Annotated in this window: 22 protein-coding genes; 4 read left to right on the forward strand and 18 right to left on the reverse strand. The window is 64.6% G+C overall.

Going from position 1 to position 20,082, the window contains the following annotated elements; translation table 11 throughout:
* Positions 1–7: 7 nt before the first annotated feature.
* Complete coding sequence (locus tag E5P2_RS20120) at positions 8–568, reverse strand: YggT family protein (RefSeq protein ID WP_162568854.1); 561 nt, start codon at positions 566–568, stop codon at positions 8–10.
* A gap of 49 nt (positions 569–617) precedes the next feature.
* Between E5P2_RS20120 and E5P2_RS20125 the strand changes: the two genes are divergently transcribed.
* From E5P2_RS20125 to E5P2_RS20140, 4 genes are all read left to right on the forward strand, one after another.
* Positions 618–1,265, forward strand: a complete 648-nt coding sequence (locus tag E5P2_RS20125) for an LON peptidase substrate-binding domain-containing protein (RefSeq protein ID WP_232080769.1) — start codon at positions 618–620, stop codon at positions 1,263–1,265.
* 115 nt (positions 1,266–1,380) lie between these two features.
* Positions 1,381–2,949, forward strand: a complete 1,569-nt coding sequence (gene lysS / locus E5P2_RS20130) for a lysine--tRNA ligase (protein WP_162568856.1) — start codon at positions 1,381–1,383, stop codon at positions 2,947–2,949.
* Positions 2,946–4,235, forward strand: a complete 1,290-nt coding sequence (locus E5P2_RS20135) for an Hsp70 family protein (RefSeq protein ID WP_162568857.1) — start codon at positions 2,946–2,948, stop codon at positions 4,233–4,235. The genes lysS and E5P2_RS20135 overlap by 4 nt, the downstream gene beginning before the upstream one ends.
* On the forward strand, positions 4,232–4,741 hold the full coding sequence (locus E5P2_RS20140) for a YgjP-like metallopeptidase domain-containing protein (RefSeq protein WP_162568858.1): 510 nt from the start codon (positions 4,232–4,234) through the stop codon (positions 4,739–4,741). The genes E5P2_RS20135 and E5P2_RS20140 overlap by 4 nt, the downstream gene beginning before the upstream one ends.
* 10 nt (positions 4,742–4,751) lie before the next feature.
* On the opposite strand, the gene nagZ is transcribed toward E5P2_RS20140, so the two are convergent.
* From nagZ to fabG, 17 genes are all read right to left on the reverse strand, one after another.
* Positions 4,752–5,834 carry a beta-N-acetylhexosaminidase gene (gene nagZ, locus E5P2_RS20145; RefSeq protein WP_162568859.1) on the reverse strand — a complete coding sequence of 361 codons (1,083 nt, stop codon included), beginning with the start codon at positions 5,832–5,834 and terminating at the stop codon, positions 4,752–4,754.
* The gene (gene acpS, locus E5P2_RS20150) at positions 5,831–6,226 is read right to left on the reverse strand and encodes a holo-ACP synthase (RefSeq protein WP_162568860.1); all 396 of its coding nucleotides are present in this window, start codon (positions 6,224–6,226) and stop codon (positions 5,831–5,833) included. Before acpS ends, nagZ begins: the two co-directional genes overlap by 4 nt.
* Positions 6,227–6,282: 56 nt before the next feature.
* Positions 6,283–7,026: a pyridoxine 5'-phosphate synthase gene (locus E5P2_RS20155; protein WP_162568861.1), complete on the reverse strand. Its 744-nt coding sequence runs from the start codon at positions 7,024–7,026 to the stop codon at positions 6,283–6,285.
* Positions 7,023–7,793 carry a DNA repair protein RecO gene (gene recO / locus E5P2_RS20160; protein ID WP_162568862.1) on the reverse strand — a complete coding sequence of 257 codons (771 nt, stop codon included), beginning with the start codon at positions 7,791–7,793 and terminating at the stop codon, positions 7,023–7,025. Before recO ends, E5P2_RS20155 begins: the two co-directional genes overlap by 4 nt.
* 6 nt (positions 7,794–7,799) lie before the next feature.
* Positions 7,800–8,744: a GTPase Era gene (era, locus tag E5P2_RS20165; RefSeq protein ID WP_232080926.1), complete on the reverse strand. Its 945-nt coding sequence runs from the start codon at positions 8,742–8,744 to the stop codon at positions 7,800–7,802.
* A 20-nt stretch (positions 8,745–8,764) separates the two neighbouring features.
* Complete coding sequence (gene rnc / locus E5P2_RS20170; RefSeq protein ID WP_162568864.1) at positions 8,765–9,472, reverse strand: ribonuclease III; 708 nt, start codon at positions 9,470–9,472, stop codon at positions 8,765–8,767.
* A complete protein-coding gene (locus E5P2_RS20175) occupies positions 9,473–9,829 on the reverse strand; it encodes a DUF4845 domain-containing protein (RefSeq protein ID WP_162568865.1) in 357 nt (118 codons plus the stop codon).
* A 37-nt stretch (positions 9,830–9,866) separates the two neighbouring features.
* On the reverse strand, positions 9,867–10,838 hold the full coding sequence (gene lepB / locus E5P2_RS20180; protein WP_162568866.1) for a signal peptidase I: 972 nt from the start codon (positions 10,836–10,838) through the stop codon (positions 9,867–9,869).
* A 2-nt stretch (positions 10,839–10,840) separates the two neighbouring features.
* Entirely contained in the window at positions 10,841–12,652 is a 1,812-nt protein-coding gene (lepA, locus tag E5P2_RS20185; RefSeq protein WP_162568867.1) for a translation elongation factor 4, read from the reverse strand.
* Between the two features lie 522 nt (positions 12,653–13,174).
* On the reverse strand, positions 13,175–14,653 hold the full coding sequence (locus tag E5P2_RS20190) for a DegQ family serine endoprotease (RefSeq protein WP_162568868.1): 1,479 nt from the start codon (positions 14,651–14,653) through the stop codon (positions 13,175–13,177).
* An 83-nt stretch (positions 14,654–14,736) separates the two neighbouring features.
* A complete protein-coding gene (locus tag E5P2_RS20195; protein ID WP_162568869.1) occupies positions 14,737–15,795 on the reverse strand; it encodes a MucB/RseB C-terminal domain-containing protein in 1,059 nt (352 codons plus the stop codon).
* Positions 15,796–15,817: 22 nt separating this feature from the next.
* Positions 15,818–16,456 carry a sigma-E factor negative regulatory protein gene (locus tag E5P2_RS20200; RefSeq protein ID WP_162570574.1) on the reverse strand — a complete coding sequence of 213 codons (639 nt, stop codon included), beginning with the start codon at positions 16,454–16,456 and terminating at the stop codon, positions 15,818–15,820.
* 13 nt (positions 16,457–16,469) lie between these two features.
* On the reverse strand, positions 16,470–17,144 hold the full coding sequence (gene rpoE / locus E5P2_RS20205; protein ID WP_162568870.1) for an RNA polymerase sigma factor RpoE: 675 nt from the start codon (positions 17,142–17,144) through the stop codon (positions 16,470–16,472).
* Positions 17,141–17,626 carry a hypothetical protein gene (locus tag E5P2_RS20210; protein WP_162568871.1) on the reverse strand — a complete coding sequence of 162 codons (486 nt, stop codon included), beginning with the start codon at positions 17,624–17,626 and terminating at the stop codon, positions 17,141–17,143. Before E5P2_RS20210 ends, rpoE begins: the two co-directional genes overlap by 4 nt.
* A gap of 13 nt (positions 17,627–17,639) precedes the next feature.
* Positions 17,640–18,884: a beta-ketoacyl-ACP synthase II gene (fabF, locus tag E5P2_RS20215; RefSeq protein ID WP_162568872.1), complete on the reverse strand. Its 1,245-nt coding sequence runs from the start codon at positions 18,882–18,884 to the stop codon at positions 17,640–17,642.
* A 93-nt stretch (positions 18,885–18,977) separates the two neighbouring features.
* The gene (gene acpP / locus E5P2_RS20220) at positions 18,978–19,217 is read right to left on the reverse strand and encodes an acyl carrier protein (protein WP_007830471.1); all 240 of its coding nucleotides are present in this window, start codon (positions 19,215–19,217) and stop codon (positions 18,978–18,980) included.
* A gap of 102 nt (positions 19,218–19,319) precedes the next feature.
* A complete protein-coding gene (fabG, locus tag E5P2_RS20225; RefSeq protein WP_162568873.1) occupies positions 19,320–20,063 on the reverse strand; it encodes a 3-oxoacyl-ACP reductase FabG in 744 nt (247 codons plus the stop codon).
* Between the last annotated feature and the right edge of the window lie 19 nt (positions 20,064–20,082).

Here is a 20,082-nt window from a genome sequence, read left to right on the forward strand (position 1 = left end):
ACGGACCTCAGCGTCCGAGGGTGAACACCGAGCCCATCAGATTGCCGAGCACGATGGCAACGATCTGCAGCAGCACGATGGCGGCCAGCGGCGACAGGTCGACGCCGCCCACCAGCGGAATGAAGCGCCGCAGCGGTCGCACGAGCGGCTCCGCGAGCCGCGCGATGAGATCCTGCAACATCGAGGATGCGCTCGGCACCCACGACAACACGGCATAGACGATCAGCAGCGCGGTGAGCCCCGACACCGCGAGCTGCAACAGCCCGATCAGCGACACCAGCGGCAGGATCGTCCAGCGGCCCAGGCCGCCCATCAGCAGCCAGAGCAGCAGGAACTTGGCCATCACCAGCAGCCAGGCGGCGATCGCGCTGGCGAGATCCCAGCGCTTGACCGGTGGCACCACGCGCCGCAGCGGCAACACAATCCAGTCGCTGATGGCGAACACGAAGCGGCCCAGCGGGTTGCCGAAAGGCACCCGGTGATACTGCATGTAGAGGCGCAGCAGACAAGCGCCCCCGAGGAGGCCGACGATCACGTCGAGCAGGAACGCGGGGATTTGATAGAACATGGGTCGCGGTCGTGAACGGAATGCGATGATAGCCATGCAAGGTTCATCGATGACGACACCCTCCCTCCTGCACGACCTGCCGTTGTTTCCGCTGGGCACCGTGCTGTTTCCCGGCGGCTTGCTGCCGCTGCGCATTTTCGAGGTCCGCTACCTCGACATGATCGGCAAGTGCCACAAGACCGGCGCGCCGTTCGGCGTGGTCGGCCTCACGCAGGGCAGCGAGGTTCGCCGGGCCGGCGCAGAGGCCGAAAGCTTCTCGGCCATCGGGACGCTCGCCGTCATCCGCGAATTCGACGTTCCCCAGGCCGGCCTGATGCAGATCGAATGCGTGGGCACGCAGCGCTTTCGCATCCATTCCAGCGCGCTGCAGAAGCATGGACTGTGGACGGCCAGCGTCGAAGCGCTGCCCGATGACCAGGCGCTCGAAGTCCCGCAGGATCTGCAGCAGAGTGCGGATTCGTTGCGCCGGCTGGTCACCGCGCTGGAAGAGCGGCGGCGGATGGAGGGCAACGACCGCGTGCGGCTGCCGATCGAGCCGCCCTATCGGTTCGACGACTGTGGGTGGGTGGCCAATCGCTGGTGCGAGCTGCTGCCGGTACAGCCCGAGATCAAGCAGCGCCTGATGGAACTCGACAGCCCGCTGATGCGCCTCGAACTCGTCGGCGATCTGCTCGCACGCACCGGCATCGTTGAATAGGCCGCTATCGATTGGATAGCAGCCGACAAAGCATCGGCGTGCGCTGGCGGCCGGTCCGGCAGGAAGCGCTGGCGGCTAAAATGGCGGGTTGCGTTCGCGCCCCTACCCTGCCTCCATGTCCGATTCATCGACTCCTTCCGCTTCCGCCACTGTCGCAGCGCCCGCTTCCACGGCGGCCGCCACGATCGACGACAACCAGCTCATCGCCGAGCGGCGCGAAAAGCTGAAAGGCCTGCGCGCGGCGCAGGCCGCAGGCCAGGGCGTCGCGTTCCCGAACGATTTCAAGCCCGGCCACCGCGCCGCGGGACTGATCGCAGCGCACGGCGACACGCCGGCCGAGCTGCTCGAAGCCGCGCCGATCGCCGTCAGCGTGGCGGGCCGCATGATGCTCAAGCGGGTGATGGGCAAGGCCAGCTTCGCGACGGTGCAGGACGCCACCGGCCGCATCCAGCTCTACATCACGCGCGACGCGGTGGGCGAAGACGCCTACGCCGCATTCAAGCACTGGGACCTGGGCGATATCGTCGGCGCCGAAGGCTCGGCCTTCAAGACCCGCACCGGCGAACTCTCGGTCAAGGTCACGAAGCTGCGCCTGCTGACCAAGAGCCTGCGGCCGCTGCCGGACAAGTTCCACGGCATGGCCGATCAGGAGCAGAAGTACCGCCAGCGCTATGTCGACCTGATCACCGACGAATCGGCGCGCGAGCGCTTTGCGGCGCGCAGCCGCGCCGTGAGCGCGCTGCGCGAGTTCATGGTGGCCAACGACTTCCTCGAGGTCGAGACGCCGATGCTGCATCCGATCCCCGGCGGCGCCAATGCCAAGCCCTTCAAGACACACCACAATGCGCTCGACCAGGAGATGTTCCTGCGCATTGCGCCCGAGCTCTATCTGAAGCGGCTGATCGTCGGCGGCTTCGAGCGCGTGTTCGAGATCAACCGGAGCTACCGCAACGAGGGCATCTCGGTGCGGCACAACCCCGAGTTCACGATGATGGAGTTCTACGCGGCCTACTGGAACTATCGCGACCTGATGGACTTCACCGAGACGCTGATCCGCACCATCGCAGAGAAGACCGTCGGCCGGCTCGCGCTCGACTACCAGGGCCAACCTGTCGACCTGAGTCTTCCGTTCGAGCGGCTCACGATCCGCGAGGCGATCCTGCGCCACACCGACGCGGGCGACCATGTCGACGATGCCGCCTGGCTCGTCAACGCCCTGCGCAAGCTGGGCCTGACCGAGGACAAGGGCAAGCTCTCGCAGCGCAGCCTCGCCAGCCTGCAGGTGATGTACTTCGAAGAGACGGTGGAAGAAAAACTCTGGCAGCCGACCTTCATCATGGAGCACCCGACCGAGATCTCGCCGCTGGCGCGCGCCAACGACGAACGTCCCGAAGTGACGGAGCGCTTCGAGCTCTACATCACCGGCCGCGAATTCGGCAACGGCTTCAGCGAGCTCAACGATGCCGAAGACCAGGCCGCGCGCTTCAATGCGCAGGTGGCGGCCAAGGACAGCGGCGACGACGAGGCGATGTTCTACGACCATGACTTCGTTCGCGCGCTCGAATACGGCATGCCGCCGACCGGCGGCTGCGGCATCGGCATCGATCGGTTCATGATGCTCCTGACCGATTCGCCGAGCATTCGCGACGTCATCCTCTTTCCTGCGTTGCGCCGGGAATCTTGAACCGCTCTGCGCCCGCGATCGGCATCGATTTCGGCACCTCCAACTCCGCGGTCGCGTCGGTGCAGGGCGATTCGCTCGCCCGCCTCTTGCCGCTCGAAGGATCGGCCACGACGATGCCGACCGCGGTCTTCTTCAACGCCGAGGAGCGCAGCACGCATTTCGGCCGCGAGGCGATCGCGCTGTACTTGGCGGGCACCGAAGGCCGGCTGATGCGCTCGCTCAAGAGCCTGCTCGGCACGCCGCTGATGCAGGACCAGACCGAGATCGGCAACGAGAAGGTGAGCTTCGAGGACATCATCGCCCTCTTCCTGCATGAGCTCGCGAAGCGCGCGCAGACGCAGTTCGGCGCGCCGCCGGCGCAGGTCGTCATCGGCCGCCCGGTCCGCTTCGTGGACGACGACGACGAGCGAGACCGGCAAGCCGAAGCCGCGCTGCGCCGGGCCGCGCGCCATGCAGGGCTGGGCGAAGTCCGCTTCCAGTACGAACCCATTGCCGCCGCGTTCGACTACGAGCGCCGGATCGATCGCGAGGCGCTGGTCCTGATCGTCGACATCGGCGGCGGCACCTCGGACTTCACGGTGGTGCGCCTGGGGCCGAAGCGCGTCGCACTGGCTGATCGCGCCGGCGACCTGCTGGCCACCGCCGGCGTGCACATCGGCGGCACGGATTTCGACCAGCGGCTCAGCCTCGAATGCGTGATGCCGCATCTCGGCTTCCGGCATGTCGGCCCGCGCGGCCGCGAGGTGCCGAGCAAGTCCTTCTTCGATCTGTCGTCCTGGCATCTGATCAACTGGCTGTATGCGCCGCGGGCGATCCGGCAGGTGCAGGCGCTGCGGATCAACTATGCCGACACGCGGCTGCATGACCGCCTGGTCGACGTGCTCGTGCATCGCCATGGCCATCGCATCGCCAACGAAGTCGAGCAGGCCAAGATCCGCAGCGGCACGAGCGACGAGGGCGATGGCGTGGCGATCGATCTGTCGTGCGCGCAGGCGGGCCTCGCGTCCGCGCTCACGGCCGGCGACATGCAGCGGCATCTCGCCACGCCGATCGACAACGTGGTGTCGTGCGCGCGCGATTGCGTCCGGCGCGCGAACCTCGGCACCGACAGGCTCGATGCCATCTACCTGACGGGCGGCTCTGCGGCGCTGCACCCGTTCCAGCAGGCACTGCGTGACGCATTTCCGCGCACCGAGCTCATCGAAGGAGATCTGTTCGGTGGCGTGGCCGCCGGCCTGGCCTACGCCGCTGCCGCCGTCGGCGCACGCGCGCCGCAAGCGGCATGAAGTACCTCGCTGCCTATCCCGCGGCGCTGCAGGCGCAGGTCGCGCAGCTGGTGGTGCAGGACCGGCTCGGCGAATGGCTGCAAAAGCGCTATGGCCGCACGCACGACATCCGCACCGACCGCGCGCTGTACGACTACGTGAGCGATCTGAAGAGCCGTTTCATGCGCAATGCCGAGCCGCTGTCGAAGGTGGCGTTCGACGGCAAGCTGCACGTGATCCGCAATGCGCTCGGCACCCACACGACGGTGTCGCGCGTGCAGGGCGGCAAGCTCAAGGCCAAGCGCGAGATCCGCGTCGCGAGCCTGTTCAAGGAAGTGCCGATCGAATGGCTGCGCATGATCGCCGTCCATGAGCTGGCGCACATGAAGGAACGCGCGCACGACAAGGCCTTCTACCAGCTGTGCACGCACATGGAGCCGGACTATCACCAGTTGGAGTTCGACCTGCGGCTCTATCTGACCCATCTCGACGGCGGCGGCGGCCCGCTCTGGCAGGCCGCAGGCTGAAGGCCGCTGTTCAGGCCGTACGGCCGGGCAGCGCCATCTCCAGCGCACGCTGGTAGGCGGGAGAACGTCGCAGCGCATCCCCATCGAGCGCCGGCGCACGCGGCAGCAAGGCCCGCCGGCGCGCCTCGCTGGCGGCATCCGGCCGCCAGCGCCGGCTGCGCCGTGCCGCGGCAAAGCCGTCGAGCAGTTCGTCGAGCACCCTGCCTTCGCCCACGCTCTGGTTGCACAGCAAGGCGAGATCGCAGCCGGCGTCGAGCGCCGACAGTGCGGCATCGGTGTAGCTCAGCAGTTGGCCGTCGATGCGGCGCGCGGCCTCCATGCTGAGGTCGTCGCTGAAGACTGCGCCGTCGAAGCCCAGTCGGCCGCGCAGGATCTGCCGCAGCCACTTCGACGAGAAGCCGGCCGGCCGCGCATCCACCTTGGGATAGATCACGTGCGCCGGCATCACGGCCGCGAGGGTGCCGGCCAGCCAGTCGTAGGGCCGGGCGTCGTCCGCCAGGATCGTCTTCAGCCCGCGCCGGTCCACGGGTATCGCGACGTGCGAGTCGGCCCGCACGAAGCCGTGGCCGGGGAAGTGCTTGCCGCAGTTGGCCGTCCCAGCCTGCAGCAAGCCGTGCATCAGGCTCTTGGCGAGCAGCGCGACGACGCGCGGATCGCGATGAAAGCTGCGATCACCGATCACGCTGCTCGCGCCGTGATCGAGATCGAGCACCGGCGTGAAGCTGAAATCGACACCGCAGGCGCGCAGTTCGGCGGCGAGCACGAAGCCGCATGCCGTGGCCGCCTGCGTGGCGCGCATCGGATCCGCCATCCAGAGTTCGCCGAGTGCGCGCATGGACGGCAATCGCGTGAAGCCATCCGTGCGAAAGCGCTGGACCCGGCCACCTTCGTGATCGACGCAGATCAGGAGGTCCGGCCGCAGCGCCTTGATCTCCGCGTTGAGGGCGGCGAGCTGCGCACGGTCCTGCCAGTTGCGGGCGAAATGGATCACGCCGCCCACCAGCGGGTCGGCCAGCCGCCGCCGGTCGGCATCGTTCAATGCGAGCCCCGCGACGTCGATGATCAGCGGGGCATGCGATGCGGCCTGGGTCATTCGCGGCGCTCGACGACGACGAAGCTCACCGCGAAGTCGGTCTCGTCGGTGACGGTGACATGCGCCGTCAGCCGCTCTGCGTCGAACCAATCCTTGAGGCCGCCGTGCAGCACGATCACGGGCTTGCCGCTGCGCTGGTTCGCGATCTCGCACAGCCGCCAGGCCATCGGCGTGCGCATGCCGGTGCCGATGGCCTTGCTGAAGGCCTCCTTGGCGGAAAAGCGAGTGGCCAGGTAACGCAGGCCGCGCTCAGGCCAGCGCGCGCTGCGCGTGCGCCAGACACCGAGCTCCGCGTCGCTGAGGACGCGCTCGGCGAAGCGTTCGCCCTGGCGCGCGAAGGTGGCAGCGATGCGCCGGACGTCGCAGATGTCGGTGCCGATACCGTAGATCATCTCAGCCGTCCCGACATGGGCATGCGCACGTGGAGCGACCGGTGCCGAAGACGCATCTACTTCGCCTCGCCGATGCAGCGCAGGTACTCGCGCGTGGTCGCGGCATAGCCGAGCTCCAGCGCGTCGGCGACGAAGGCATGGCCGATCGACACCTCGCGCACGCCCGGGACGGCGCGCAGGAATTCGGTGAGGTTCTCGCGGCTGAGGTCATGCCCAGCATTGACCTCGAGTCCCGCGGCCTGCGCCGCGCGCGCTGCCTCCACATACAGCTGCAGAACGGCGTCCGCCCGGGAGGTGTTGCGCGAGGCGGCATAACCCTCGGTGTAGAGCTCGACGCGATCGGCACCGACGGCCTTGGCGGCCGCCATCATGCCCGGCTCCGGGTCCATGAAAAGACTCACGCGAACCCCGAGCGCGTGGGTTTCGGCGATCAGCGGGCGCAGGCGAGCAGCGTCTTCGGGAAAACTCCAGCCGTGGTCGCTGGTGGATTGCGTTTCGCTGTCGGGCACGAAGGTGGCCTGGTGCGGACGCAGCTCGCGCACGTAGTCCATCAGGTTGTGGAACGGATTGCCTTCGATGTTGAACTCGATCCCGGGCCAGTCCTTCGCCAGCAGGGCCGACAGGTCGCGCACGTCCTGCGGGCGGATATGGCGCTCGTCTGGCCGCGGATGCACCGTGATGCCATGCGCGCCGGCATCCAGGCACAGCGCGGCGGCAAAGAGCACGCTGGGGATGCCGAGGGGCCGGGTGTTGCGCACCAGCGCCACCTTGTTGAGGTTGACCGAAAGGGATGTGCTCATAGGGCTTGCAGGTCTCTCATCATCTGCCGCGTGCGCAGCGTTGCGACACCGCAATGGTAGTTGAGCAGCGTGCGCAACTGGTTGCGCAGCGAACTGTTGGTTCCGGCATTCATCAGGGCGACCTGGCGCAGCGCGGCAGGAAACGGCGCGCGCTCGCCGAGTGTGTGCTCCACCGCCCGCCATTCCGAACCTTCGAGCGCGGCCTCGTCCTGCGCGGCCTGACGCAGGCCGGCTTCCGGCACGAGGGCGTAGCGCACGTCGTCCTCGAGCGGCGCCAGCGTGAGCGTCTCGGCATCGAGTGCCGGCAGCAAGCCGACTTCGCGCAGCAGCAGCAGCTCGAAGGCGCGAAGGGCCGCGGCTTGCGTCGCGGCCTGAGCGCCCGCATGGTCGCCGGCCAGCACCTGGACGACGCCGGCGTAGGCGTCGAACAGCGCCTCGTGCGCGTCGTCGCGGGCCAGCAGGCGCAGCAGGAGTTCGTTGAGGTAGTAGCCGGACAGCAGCGCTTCGCCGGTCGGCATCACGTGGCCGCCCATCCACTCGGCCGCCTTGAGGCTGCGGATCTCGGCATCGCCGCCATAGGACAGCTGCAGCGGCTGCAGCGGGAGCAGCACCGGCCGGAAGTTGGAGCTCGGTCGCTTGGCGCCCTTGGCGACCAGCGCGATGCGCCCATGGTGCCGGGTGAAGACCTCGAGAATCAGGCTCGATTCGCTCCAGTCGTAGCGATGCAGCACATAAGCCGGCTCATGGGAGGTGCGCTTGACCGCCATGCAAGCTCATTCATACCCGAAAGATCGCACGCGCGCCTCATCGTCCGCCCAGCCCGAGCGCACCTTGACCCAGAGCTCGATGAAGACCTTGGCATCCATCAGCTTCTCGAGTTCCTGCCGCGTCTCGGTGCCGATGCGCTTGATGCGCTCTCCCTTGTCGCCGATCACCATCGCCTTGTGGCCGTCCCGCTCGACCACGATGGTGGCGGCGATCTTGAGCAGGCGCTTCTGGCCCTTGCGCGCGGGCGGCTCTTCCTCGAACTTGTCGATGATGACCGTCGAGGTATAGGGCAGCTCGTCGCCGGTGAGCCGGAACAGCTTCTCGCGCACCAGCTCGCTGGCCAGGAATTGTTCGCTGCGGTCGGTCAGCTCGTCCTCGGCATACCACCAGGCCTGCTCGGGCAGGTATTTCTCGCAGATGCCGAAGAGGCGCTCGACATCCTTGGCATTCTTGGCCGACATCGGCACGAACTCGGCGAAGGCGTGCTTGCCCTGCATGGTCTGCAGCCAGGGCGCGATATCGCCGCGGCGATGGACGTTGTCGAGCTTGTTGGCGATCAGCACCGTCGGAATGCCGGTGCCGAGCAGCTTCAGCACCCGTTCGTCGGCCGGCGTGAAACTGCCGGCCTCCACCACGAACAGGATCAGATCGACATCCGAGACGGCACCCACCACGGTCTTGTTGAGCGACCGGTTCAATGCGTTGGCATGCAGGGTCTGGAAGCCGGGCGTGTCGACGAAGACGAACTGCGTCGCGCCTAGGGTGCGCATGCCGGTGATGCGGTGCCGGGTGGTCTGCGCCTTGCGCGAGGTGATGCTGATCTTCTGGCCGACCAACGCATTGAGCAGTGTCGACTTGCCGACATTGGGCTTGCCCACGATGGCCACGAGACCGCAGCGCTGCGAGGATGGAGTGCCCTCGGCACCGCCTGGCTCTTCGGGCCGGGTCATGGAAGGATCGGTTGCGTCGTTCATTGGGATGCCTTCGCGCCGCGCGCCTTGAGCCGGATCAACATGGCCGCCGCGGCGGCCTGCTCGCCGGCGCGGCGCGAGCCGCCGATGCCGCGTTCGCACAGGCCCAGTTCGGCCACCTCGCACTCGACATCGAAAGTTTGTTTGTGGGCCGCACCCAGCGTCCCGACGACGCGATAGGCCGGCAGCTTCATTTTGTGGCCCTGCAGCCATTCCTGCAATTCGGTCTTCGGGTCCTTGGCCGCCGCTTCCATGCGCGGATTGATCTCGACCGCCTCGTAAAGGCGATGCACCAGCGCCTGCGCGGGACCGTAGCCCGCATCGAGGTATACCGCACCGATCAACGCTTCCAGCGCATCGGCCAGGATCGAAGGCCGGCTCGAACCACCCGAGCGCGCCTCTCCTTCACCGAGGCGCAGCAGCGGTGACAGGGCCAGCTTGATCGCAAGCTGATGCAGCGTCTCCTGCCTGACCAGGTTGGCGCGCACCCTGGACAGATCGCCTTCGGGCAGCGCCGACAGACGCGCGTAGAGCAGATGAGACACGGCGAGGTTGAGCACCGAGTCGCCCAGGAATTCGAGCCGCTCGTTGTGGTCCGCCGAAAAGCTGCGGTGCGTCAGCGCAAGCTGGAGGAGGCGTCCGTCCGAGAACGAATGCTGGATGCGCGCCTGCAGCGCGGCAAGGCCGCCCTCCGGGGGGTGTTTCATTCAGTGCGACTGGCCCTGGTACTTGAGCGTCAGGTAGGCCGGGCCGAAGAGATGGATCTCGCGCTGGTACGCAAACGACACCACGACCTTGTCGCCGACCTTCTGGACGTCGAGGTCCTTGCCGGCGACGGAGGTGAAGTCGTCGATGGCCTGGGCGCGATCGAAGATGGCCCGTACCTCGGGAACCGTCGCACCCTCCGTGGCCTTGTTGGCTGCCTTGAGAATCGCCTGGTATTCGATCAGCGTCGGAATCACCTGCGCCACGACGACGCCGAGGCAGGCCAGCACGATGGCCACGAACAGCAGCCCGATGAAGGAGATGCCGCGCTGCTTTTGTTTCGACTCGATTGCTCTCATGCTTGCCCTCTTCCCCTCGAATGAAAAATCTGAATCGTTATTGGAATCCGCCGATGCGCTTGAGATTGCCGAAATTCATCCACACGAAGAACGCCCGGCCCACGATGTTCTGGTCCGGAACGAAGCCCCAGTAGCGCGAATCGAGCGAGTTGTCACGGTTGTCGCCCATCATGAAATAGTGGCCCGGCGGCACCTTGCAGACGACACCCTCGACACTGTAGCGGCAATTTTCCTGATTCGGGAAGGGCATGATCTCGGCCTCGGACAGGCCTGCGCGACGGTTGTCGTCATTGAGCAATTTGTGCTGTTTTCCGCCAAGATTTTCCGAGTACTGCTTGAGGTAGCTCATCGTCTCCTCATCGAAATAGTCGGGCACCGGGTCCTTGCTGATCGGCTGCCCGTTGATCGTGAGCTTCTTGTTGAGGTAGGCCACCTCGTCGCCCGGCACGCCGACCACGCGTTTGATGTAGTCCATGCTCGGCTTGGGCGGGTAGCGGAACACCATCACGTCGCCACGTGCGGGCGGCGTCCCCTCGGTGATCTTGGTGTTGATGACCGGAAGCCGCAGCCCGTAGGTGAACTTGTTGACCAGGATCAGATCGCCGGTCAGCAGGGTCGGCATCATCGAACCTGACGGGATCTTGAACGGCTCGAACAAGAATGAGCGCAACAGGAAAACCGCCAGGATCACCGGGAACAGGCCTGCGGTCCAATCCAGCCACCACGGCTGCATGATCAGCCGTTCGCGCGTCGTGGTGTCGACCTTGTCGACCTGCGTGATGCCCTGACGGGCCAGCTCTTCGCGCCGCTGCGCCAGCGAGGCGTCGAGCGTCTCGGCCGCACGCCGGCGCTTCGGCAGGAAGTAGAACCGTTCCGCCAGCCAATAGATACCCGTGACGACGGTGGCCAGGAAGAGCAGCAATGCGAAGTTGCCTTCGATCGCGCCGAAGTACCAGGCGCCGATATAGCCCGCAAAGGCGGCGAGGATCAGTGAGGTGAGAAATGCCATCGTTAGTCTTCGACTTGCAGGATGGCGAGAAAGGCCTCTTGCGGGACCTCGACCGTGCCGATCTGCTTCATTCGTTTTTTGCCCGCCTTCTGCTTCTCGAGCAACTTCTTCTTGCGAGTGATGTCGCCGCCGTAGCACTTGGCGAGCACGTTCTTGCGGAGGGCTTTGATTGTCTCACGCGCGATGATGTTGACGCCGATCGCGGCCTGGATCGCGACGTCGTACATCTGGCGGCTGATGATCTCGCGCATCTTGGAGACGACCGCCCGGCCGCGGTACTGGCTCTGGCTGCGGTGAACGATGATCGACAGCGCGTCGACCTTGTCGCCGTTGAGCAGGATGTCGACTTTGACGACGTCCGATGCGCGGTATTCCTTGAACTCGTAGTCCATCGACGCATAGCCGCGAGAGACCGATTTCAGCTTGTCGAAGAAGTCCAGCACGATCTCGCCGAGCGGCATCTCGTAGGTCAGCATGACCTGTCGGCCGTGGTAGGCCATGTTCATCTGCACGCCGCGCTTCTGATGGGCAAGCGTCATCACGGCGCCGACGTATTCCTGCGGCATGTAGAGATGAACCGTGACGATGGGCTCGCGGATCTCCGACATCCTGCCGATGTCGGGCATCTTCGACGGGTTCTCCACCATCACCACTTCGCCGTCGTTCTTCATGACCTGATAGACGACGCTGGGCGCGGTCGTGATCAGGTCCTGATCGAACTCGCGCTCCAGCCGCTCCTGCACGATTTCCATGTGCAGCAAGCCGAGGAAACCGCAGCGGAATCCGAAGCCCAGCGCCTGGGACACTTCCGGTTCATAGTGCAGCGACGAATCGTTGAGCTTGAGTTTTTCCAGCGCGTCGCGCAGCGAGTCGTACTCGCTGGCCTCGGTCGGATAGAGGCCGGCGAAGACCTGCGGCTGGATTTCCTTGAAGCCGGGCAAGGCTTGCGTCGCCGTGGCGGCTGCGCCACCCGTGCCGGGCTTGATCAGCGTGACGGTGTCGCCCACCTTCGCGGCCTGCAGTTCCTTGATGCCCGCGATGATGAAGCCCACCTCGCCCGCTTCGAGCGATGGACGAGGCTCCGTCGCCGGGGTGAAGACGCCGAGGTTGTCCGCGTTGTAGGTCGCACCCGATGCCATCAGCTTGATGCGCTCGCCCTTTGCGAGGCGGCCATCGACCACGCGCACCAGCATCACGACGCCCACGTAGGCATCGAACCAGCTGTCGACGATCATGGCCCGCAAGGCGGCGTTGGGATCGCCTCGGGGCGCGGGCACCTTGCTGACGATGGCTTCGAGGATCTCGTCGATGCCCATGCCGGTCTTGGCCGAGCAGGGAATCGCATCGGTCGCATCGATGCCGATCACGTCCTCGATCTCGGACTTCGCATTGTCGGGATCGGCTTGCGGCAGATCCATCTTGTTGAGCACCGGCACCACCTCGACGCCGAGATCGAGCGCGGTATAGCAGTTGGCAACCGTCTGCGCTTCGACACCCTGGCTGGCGTCGACGACGAGCAACGCGCCTTCGCACGCGGACAGCGAGCGGCTCACTTCGTAAGAGAAGTCGACATGCCCCGGCGTATCGATCAGATTGAGGTTGTAGACCTGTCCATCGCGCGCCGTGTAGTGCAGTGCTGCGGTCTGCGCCTTGATGGTTATCCCACGCTCTTTCTCGATGTCCATCGAGTCGAGAACCTGTGCTTCCATATCGCGGTCGGCCAGTCCGCCGCAACGCTGTATCAAGCGGTCCGCGAGCGTCGATTTGCCGTGATCGATGTGCGCGATGATCGAAAAGTTTCTGATGTGATTCATCAACGAGAACGCTTAAGTACTTGAATTGGTTCGTGCGCGGAAAGCGACAGGCAAGAAAAAAGGGCGCGTCCCCGAGAGACGCGCCCTGAACCAACAAGCAATGGCAACTGCAGTAGTTGGAACTTCATTGTAGGCAAAAAGGGGGGCGCGTACAGCCGGGCCGAAGCCCCGGAACCGTCGTTGCAGGTCAGCAACATGGAGGTTATGAACAGCTTATCAACACGATCGGTGGACCGTTTCCTTAACAACTTGTGGGCGATCTGTGGAGCGCCGGTGGACGGGTGCCTCACATCTCGCATGGTGAAGAGAGGGCCCTTGCTTATGCGCACTCCGGCGAGGCGATGGAGCCTATTCTACTGAAATTCATCGTTAGCTCGACAACAAGTTAGTGAATACAAACAAATATAGATCTTTCGATGCGCCAAGAATTTTTTATTTCCGTGCTCGCCGTCGTCGCAAAGCTACCAAAAAAGGGCCCCAAACCCGACTGCGGGGTGGGGCCACTTGACGCTGAGCGCCGGATCAGCGTGAAGGCCGGATCAGTGCGTATTGGGCCCAGTCACCTCGCCTGAAAAGCACGCTGATCGGCTTGGCCTTGTCAGCCTTCGCCAGCACCGACTCGAATTCCTTGACGCTGGAAATCTCGACGTTGCTGATCGCAAGCACGATGTCACCCTCGCGCAAGCCAGCCCTGGCGGCGGCTTCGGCGGCCGCGTCGACCCTGACGCCGTTCTTGAGCTTGAGCTCCTTTTTCTGCGCCTCCGTGAGATCGCTGAGTGCGAGTCCCAGCGATTTGGCGGCAGCGGACGCGGGCGACTTGGCGGGTGACTCATCCCGCTCCGACGCACGCTTGGCAGGCTTGTCGGGCTCGATCTCCGCCACCGTTACGGACAGATCGCGCGTGCTGCCGCGGCGAAACACCGTAACGGAACTCTTGGTGCCCGGCTTCGTGTTGCCCACGAGGCGCGGGAGGTCGCTGGGTTTTTCGATGGTCTTGCCGTCGAACTTGGTGATGATGTCACCCGGCTCGATTCCGCCCTTGTCGCCCGGCGATCCGGCTTCGACGCCGCGCACCAGAGCGCCCTGGGCCTTGCCCAGGCCGATGGACTCGGCAACGTCCTTCGTGACCTGGTCGATCTGCACACCGATGCGCCCACGCGAAACCCGGCCGGTAGCACGCAGTTGATCGCTGACGCGGATGGCTTCGTCGATCGGGATCGAGAACGAAATGCCCATGAATCCGCCCGAGCGCGAGTAGATCTGGCTGTTGATGCCCACCACCTCGCCCCGCATGTTGATCAGCGGGCCGCCGGAATTTCCGGGATTGATGGCAACGTCGGTCTGTATGAACGGCAGGTAGTCGCCTGTGTCGCGCTGCTTGGCGCTCACGATGCCTGCTGTCACGGTATTTTCGAGGCCGAACGGCGACCCGATGGCCATCACCCATTCGCCGACGCGCAGTTTGGATACGTCGCCCACCTTGACCGCTGGCAGCCCCGTCGCATCGATCTTCACGACAGCTACATCGGTCCGCTTGTCGACGCCAATCAACTTCGCCTTGAATTCGCGCTTGTCGGTCAGCGTGACGAGCACCTCCGACGCATCTTCCACCACATGTGCGTTGGTCATCACAAAGCCGTCGGACGTGAGGATGAAGCCGGAACCCACACCTCGCGGGCGCTCTTCCTCCTGCGGCGCTTGCGGCCGGTTCGAGCGCGGTCCCTGGCGTGGCGTCCCGGGCATCGGTTGGCCGAAGAAACGGCGGAAGAACTCCTGCATTTCCTCGTCCATCTCGCCATTGCCCTGCGGCGTCACCTTTTCGACGGTTCGGATATTGACCACCGCCGGTCCGACTTGATCGACGAGATCGGTGAAGTCGGGAAGGGTCCGCACCTGCGCGTGGGCCGGCATGGCCGGCAGGAAAGCAGCGGCGGAAGCAAGGGCAAGCGCGCCCGCCATCAGGTATGAACGGATTTTGTTCCCCTCGATCTTGAACATCATCGGTTTCTTTCGTGTGAGAGAGAGCTAAGACAACAACAATACCTTCAACGGCTCGCCGAAGTTTTCAGGCGTCCGGAAAGCGATCAATGCGTGTGGACAAGACTGCGGGCAAACGCGTCGAGCGTCTGTGGCGGCACTTCGCCGACCGCCGTCAGCCACCAATCGCCATCCTTGCCGGTCAGTCGGCGCGTCAGCGTGTAGGTGGCGCCCAGCGCAAGAACGACTTCCCGAGGCTGACGCTGCGCATCGTAAGGCTCGACGAACAGCGAAACCGATGCAAGGCCGTCCGAAAAAGTCCATTGCATCGTGTGGCCCTGCGGACCGTCACCCATCGGACGCCGGTAACAGCTGATCGGCCTGAAGCCGGCGATCGGCGTCTTGAGCGACCAGCCTTCTTTCGACGCCGTGGTGCGCTCGAGCTCGGACTTCTCGATCCGGTAGCCCGCAGTGCTGCTCATCATCTGTGCGAGCGCATGCGCCTTGACCGGCGCATCGAGTTGAAGCTCAGAAAATGCGGACTGCTCGATCACCCGGTTCTCGTTGTCGATGGTCTGAAGCTTGACCACCAGGCCCGTGCGCCGTTCGCTCCAGACGCGGTAGCCGAAGCGCAGGCCGTCGCTCGGCTCGAGTTGGACCACGTCCGCATCGAACCCGGCAACCCGGTCCTTGCCGAGCACGCGCGCGTTGTAGAAATCGTCAATGGAAGAATCAGGACTGCCGAGGAGATTGGGAAACAGTTCGAGATTTTCGCGTTTCTCGCTCTTGACGATCTTGGCCTCGGGCAAGAAGGTCATGACCTGATCGTTGCGGCGGAAGGTCGAGCGCGGCGGCCCCGAAAGAGCCTCGATGCGCTCCATCTGGAGATCGCCCTCGCACACGTGCCAGATACGGGCGCTCGACAGGTTGCCCACCGCAGCGGAAACCACGAAGGTGCCCGCATAGCTGCGCTGTCGTGAGGCGGCATGCATGCGCTGCAGCCATTCGACCGCCCCGAGCTTTGGCATCTCCCCGCCTGAGGCGTTGGCCCAGCTTTTTGGAGGCGGCACGGGCGCGCGACCTTGTGCCACCGCGGCCTGTCCGGCGCACAAGGCAGCCATCAGAACCACGGCTCCACGGGCGGAAGTCGACATTGGAACAATCATCTCGACGGCTGCAGGCGCGCGTTCAGCGCGAGGGTCCTTCGAAGGTGGCATTGCGCAGGAAGCCGGAAGGCATTTGCGCGCCGCCGACCTGCCGATGCGCTTCGAGCAACTGATCCAGACGAGGATCGCGCAGCATGACCTGCGGGCCGCCGCTTCCGACAACCACCCGCGTCGGCGTGAACGAGGACATGGCCTGCTGAGGCGAAATCGACGCGGCAAGAACCGAATTCGAGGTCTGCTGCTGCGCCAGTTGTGCATCGCCCGGCTGGGGGGCGGCGCTGCCGCCGACCCAATTCCATCCGATCGCCGCCGCCGCCGCCAACGAGGCCGCCCCCGCAACGAGCTTCCATCGAAAGACCGGCTCATTGGCTGCTTCGAGATGAGGCGTGGCAGCAGGCTGCGGCTCGACGAACAGCGAAACAGGCGCGGCCGGCTCGGCCTCGAGGCGACGCTGCAGCCGGGAAAGGAATTCGGAGGAATCGCTGCAGGCGGTATGAACACCGGAACGCAGCACGTCGCCGACGAGGTGGTACGTGTGCCAGGTCGCGCGCAACTCACCTTCGCTGCCGACCTTGCCGATCGCCTGCGCGAATTCATCGCCTTGCAAATAGCCATCGACGAGTGCCGACACCTGCTCGCGACCTGTACTTGTGTGGTTCATTTCATTCACCTGCTTACCAACGTTTGCCGGACTGGTTGTCCAGCAATGGCTTGACCTTTGCCGAAATGGCTTCACGCGCCCGGAAAATCCGCGACCGCACCGTGCCGATCGGGCAGTTCATCACTTCGGCGATCTCTTCATAACTCATCCCTTCGATCTCGCGCAGCGTGACGGCCTGCCGCAATTCGGCGGGTAGCGCCTCCATGGCCGTTTCGACGGCCTCGGCGATCTCGTTGGCAGCCATGACGGATTCGGGCGTCTCGTCGCTGATTGGTTCGTTTCCGGGCCGGTAAGTTTCATCGTCGTCTTCGGAAGACGAGCGCAGGGCGCTTTCGGAGACGGTCGGGTCGCGCTTCATGTCGACCAGGGCTTTCTTGGCCGTATTGACGGCGATGCGGTAGAGCCAGGTGTAGAACTGCGCTTCGCCGCGGAACTGATGCAACGCCCGGTAGGCTCGGATGAAGGTTTCCTGCGCAATGTCCTCGACCAGATTCACGTCCCGCACCATCCGGCCGATCAGCCGCTCGATGCGCCGCTGGTACTTGATCACCAGCAGTTCGAAGGCCTTCTGGTCGCCGGCGACCGTTCGCTGCACGAGTTGAAAGTCAACTTCGCCAGGCTTCGGCTCTGCGGCGGGCGCGCCGATCAAACCGGCGTCCGGTGGCACGGGCGGCAAGGAAGCGGTCATGAAAGGGGTTGATGTCCGCCGGTGGACGTTGCGCGCCCGGAGCCGGCGGCCGATCCCGCTGACGGAGCGCGCGAATATACCGCACGGCGCAGATCTCGCCAGCGTTCCGGCTTTGCATGCCGGTCGAGCCAGATCCAGCGCCGCGTGCGACCGGACTCGATCACGCGCACCAGCAGCAAGGATTGCAAGTCGAGCGCCACGTGCGCTGCCGCGGTCCGCAGCACCGTGCTGCCTGAAAGCGACCAATGCTGGCCGTCGAAACTCAGTTCGGCGGGCGCGGCACGGCGGCTGAAATCGCGCAAGGCCAGCGCGCTGGCAAGGGCGACGCCCAGGGTCAACGACGCCTGCCGCCAACCGAAGGCCTCGAATCGAATGCTCACGAAAACGGACGACCCGACGCCGAAGATCCAAATGATCAGGACCAGCAGATCCGCATTGCGCGAGCGCCCCACCGGATAACTCACCGACGGGGCGCGGTGCATGGGTCGGAGGAAATCAAACGCGCTTGAACACCAGCGAGCCGTTGGTGCCGCCGAAGCCGAAATTGTTCTTGAGCGCGACGTCGATCCTGAGATCGCGCGCCTCGTTGGCGCAATAGTCGAGATCGCACTCCGAATCCTGATTGAAGATGTTGATCGTAGGGGGGCTCTTCTGCTCATGCACCGCCAGCACGGTAAACACGGACTCGATGCCGCCGGCACCACCCAGCAGGTGACCCGTCATCGACTTCGTCGAATTCACGACCAATTTGCGGGCGTGGTCGCCAAAGGCATTCTTGATCGCGTTGGTTTCATTGACGTCGCCGATCTGCGTCGAGGTGCCGTGCGCATTCAGATACTGAATCTGATCGGTGTTGACGCCCGCGTTGTTCAAGGCCATCACCATGGACCGACGCGGCCCGTCGACGTCAGGAGCGGTCATATGAAACGCATCGGCGCTCAGGCCGAAACCGGACACCTCGGCGTAGATCTTGGCTCCGCGTGCCTTCGCGTGCTCGTATTCCTCGAGCACCAGCACGCCAGCGCCTTCTCCGAGAACAAAGCCATCGCGATCGCGATCCCAGGGACGGGAGGCGGTGGCCGGATCGTCATTGCGCGTCGACAGCGCACGCGCCGCAGCGAATCCGCCGATGCCGAGCGGCGATACCGTGGATTCCGAACCACCGGCGATCATCACATCCGCATCGCCATATTCGATCATGCGCGCGGAGACGCCGATCGCGTGCAGGCCGGTGGTGCATGCGGTGACGATCGCAATGTTCGGGCCCTTGAACCCGTATTTGATCGACACGTGACCCGAGATCATGTTGATGATCGACGCCGGCACGAAGAACGGCGATACGCGGCGTGGCCCGCGATTGACCAGTTCGCCATGGGTTGCCTCGATCAGAGGCAGCCCCCCGATTCCGGAACCGATATTGCAGCCGATGCGTACCGCCTCCTCGTGAGGCAGCGCGTCGCCGGTCGGCAAGCCGCTGTCCTGCACTGCCTGTATCGCAGCCGCGAGCCCCAGATGGATGAAGCGATCCATATGGCGCGCTTCCTTCTCGGGTATGTACTTCGTGATGTCGAAACCCTTGACCTCGCCCGCGAATTTGCAGGCGAAGGCACTCACATCGAACTTGGTGATCGTGTCGATGCCCGACTTCCCGGCCAACAGGTTGGCCCAGGATTCGGCGACGGTATTTCCGACAGGAGAGAGGCAACCGAGCCCGGTCACGACGACGCGGCGTTTGGTCATGCCGGCAAACCTTTCTGGAAGCGCCGAGGCTGTCGTGCGACGCATGCGGACATCAACGCCGCAGGCCGGAACGAGCGTTCAGCGAGGCCGATTTCAGGCCTTTTGATTCTTGGTGGCGTAGTCGACGGCATTCTGGACCGTCGTGATCTTCTCGGCATCTTCGTCGGGGATCTCGATGCCGAACTCGTCTTCGAGCGCCATCACGAGTTCGACCGTGTCGAGCGAGTCTGCGCCAAGGTCGGCGACGAAAGCCTTTTCGTTGGTGACCTGGGACTCTTCAACGCCGAGTTGCTCGGCAATGATTTTCTTGACACGTGCTTCGATATCGCTCATTTGGTTCCCTCTGAGGGTTGTAGGTAATCGGGGATTTTAGCCGGCCGCATTGTGGCATTTGCCACGCGGCCGTTCGAGAAAAGTGGGTGGCCCCGCGGGCGCTCACATGTGCATGCCGCCGTTGACGTGCAACTCCTGCCCCGTGACGTAAGCCGCCTGGGGTGAAGCCAGATACGCGACCGCATGCGCAATATCGGCTGGTTTGCCGAGATGGCCTAGCGGAATCGCCGAAAGCAGCGCCTGCTGCTGCGCTTCGGGCAGGCTGGCCGTCATGTCGGTCTCGATGAAGCCGGGCGCCACGCAATTGACCGTGATATTGCGACTGCCGAGCTCGCGCGCCAAGGCACGCGTCATTCCAGCAACACCGGCTTTGGCGGCCGCATAGTTGGCCTGGCCAGCGTTGCCCGCCGCGCCCACGACGCTGGTGATATTGACGATACGGCCATAGCGCTGCTTCATCATGGGGCGAATCACCGCACGGGACACGCGGAAAACGGCCTTGAGATTGGTGTCGAGCACAGCATCCCAGTCGTCGTCCTTCAATCGCATGGCGAGGGTGTCGCGGGTGATGCCGGCGTTGTTGACCAGCACATGAATGGCACCGTAAGCCTTGACGATTTCATCGACCAGCGTTTCGACCGCCTTCACGTCGTTGACGTCAAGCACCCGCCCTCGGCCGTCATGGGCACTCAGAGCGGACGTGATCTTGGCAGCCCCTTCGTCTGTGGTCCCGGTTCCGATGACCTTGAGACCACGCTGTGCCAGCTCGAACGCAATCGCCGCGCCGATGCCGCGCGACGCGCCAGTGACCAGTGCGATCTGGCCTTCGAATCTTGGTGTACTCATAGAAGAAAATCCGGAATCT

This window comes from Variovorax sp. SRS16 (assembly GCF_901827165.1).
In the GTDB taxonomy this organism is placed as follows: domain Bacteria; phylum Pseudomonadota; class Gammaproteobacteria; order Burkholderiales; family Burkholderiaceae_C; genus Variovorax.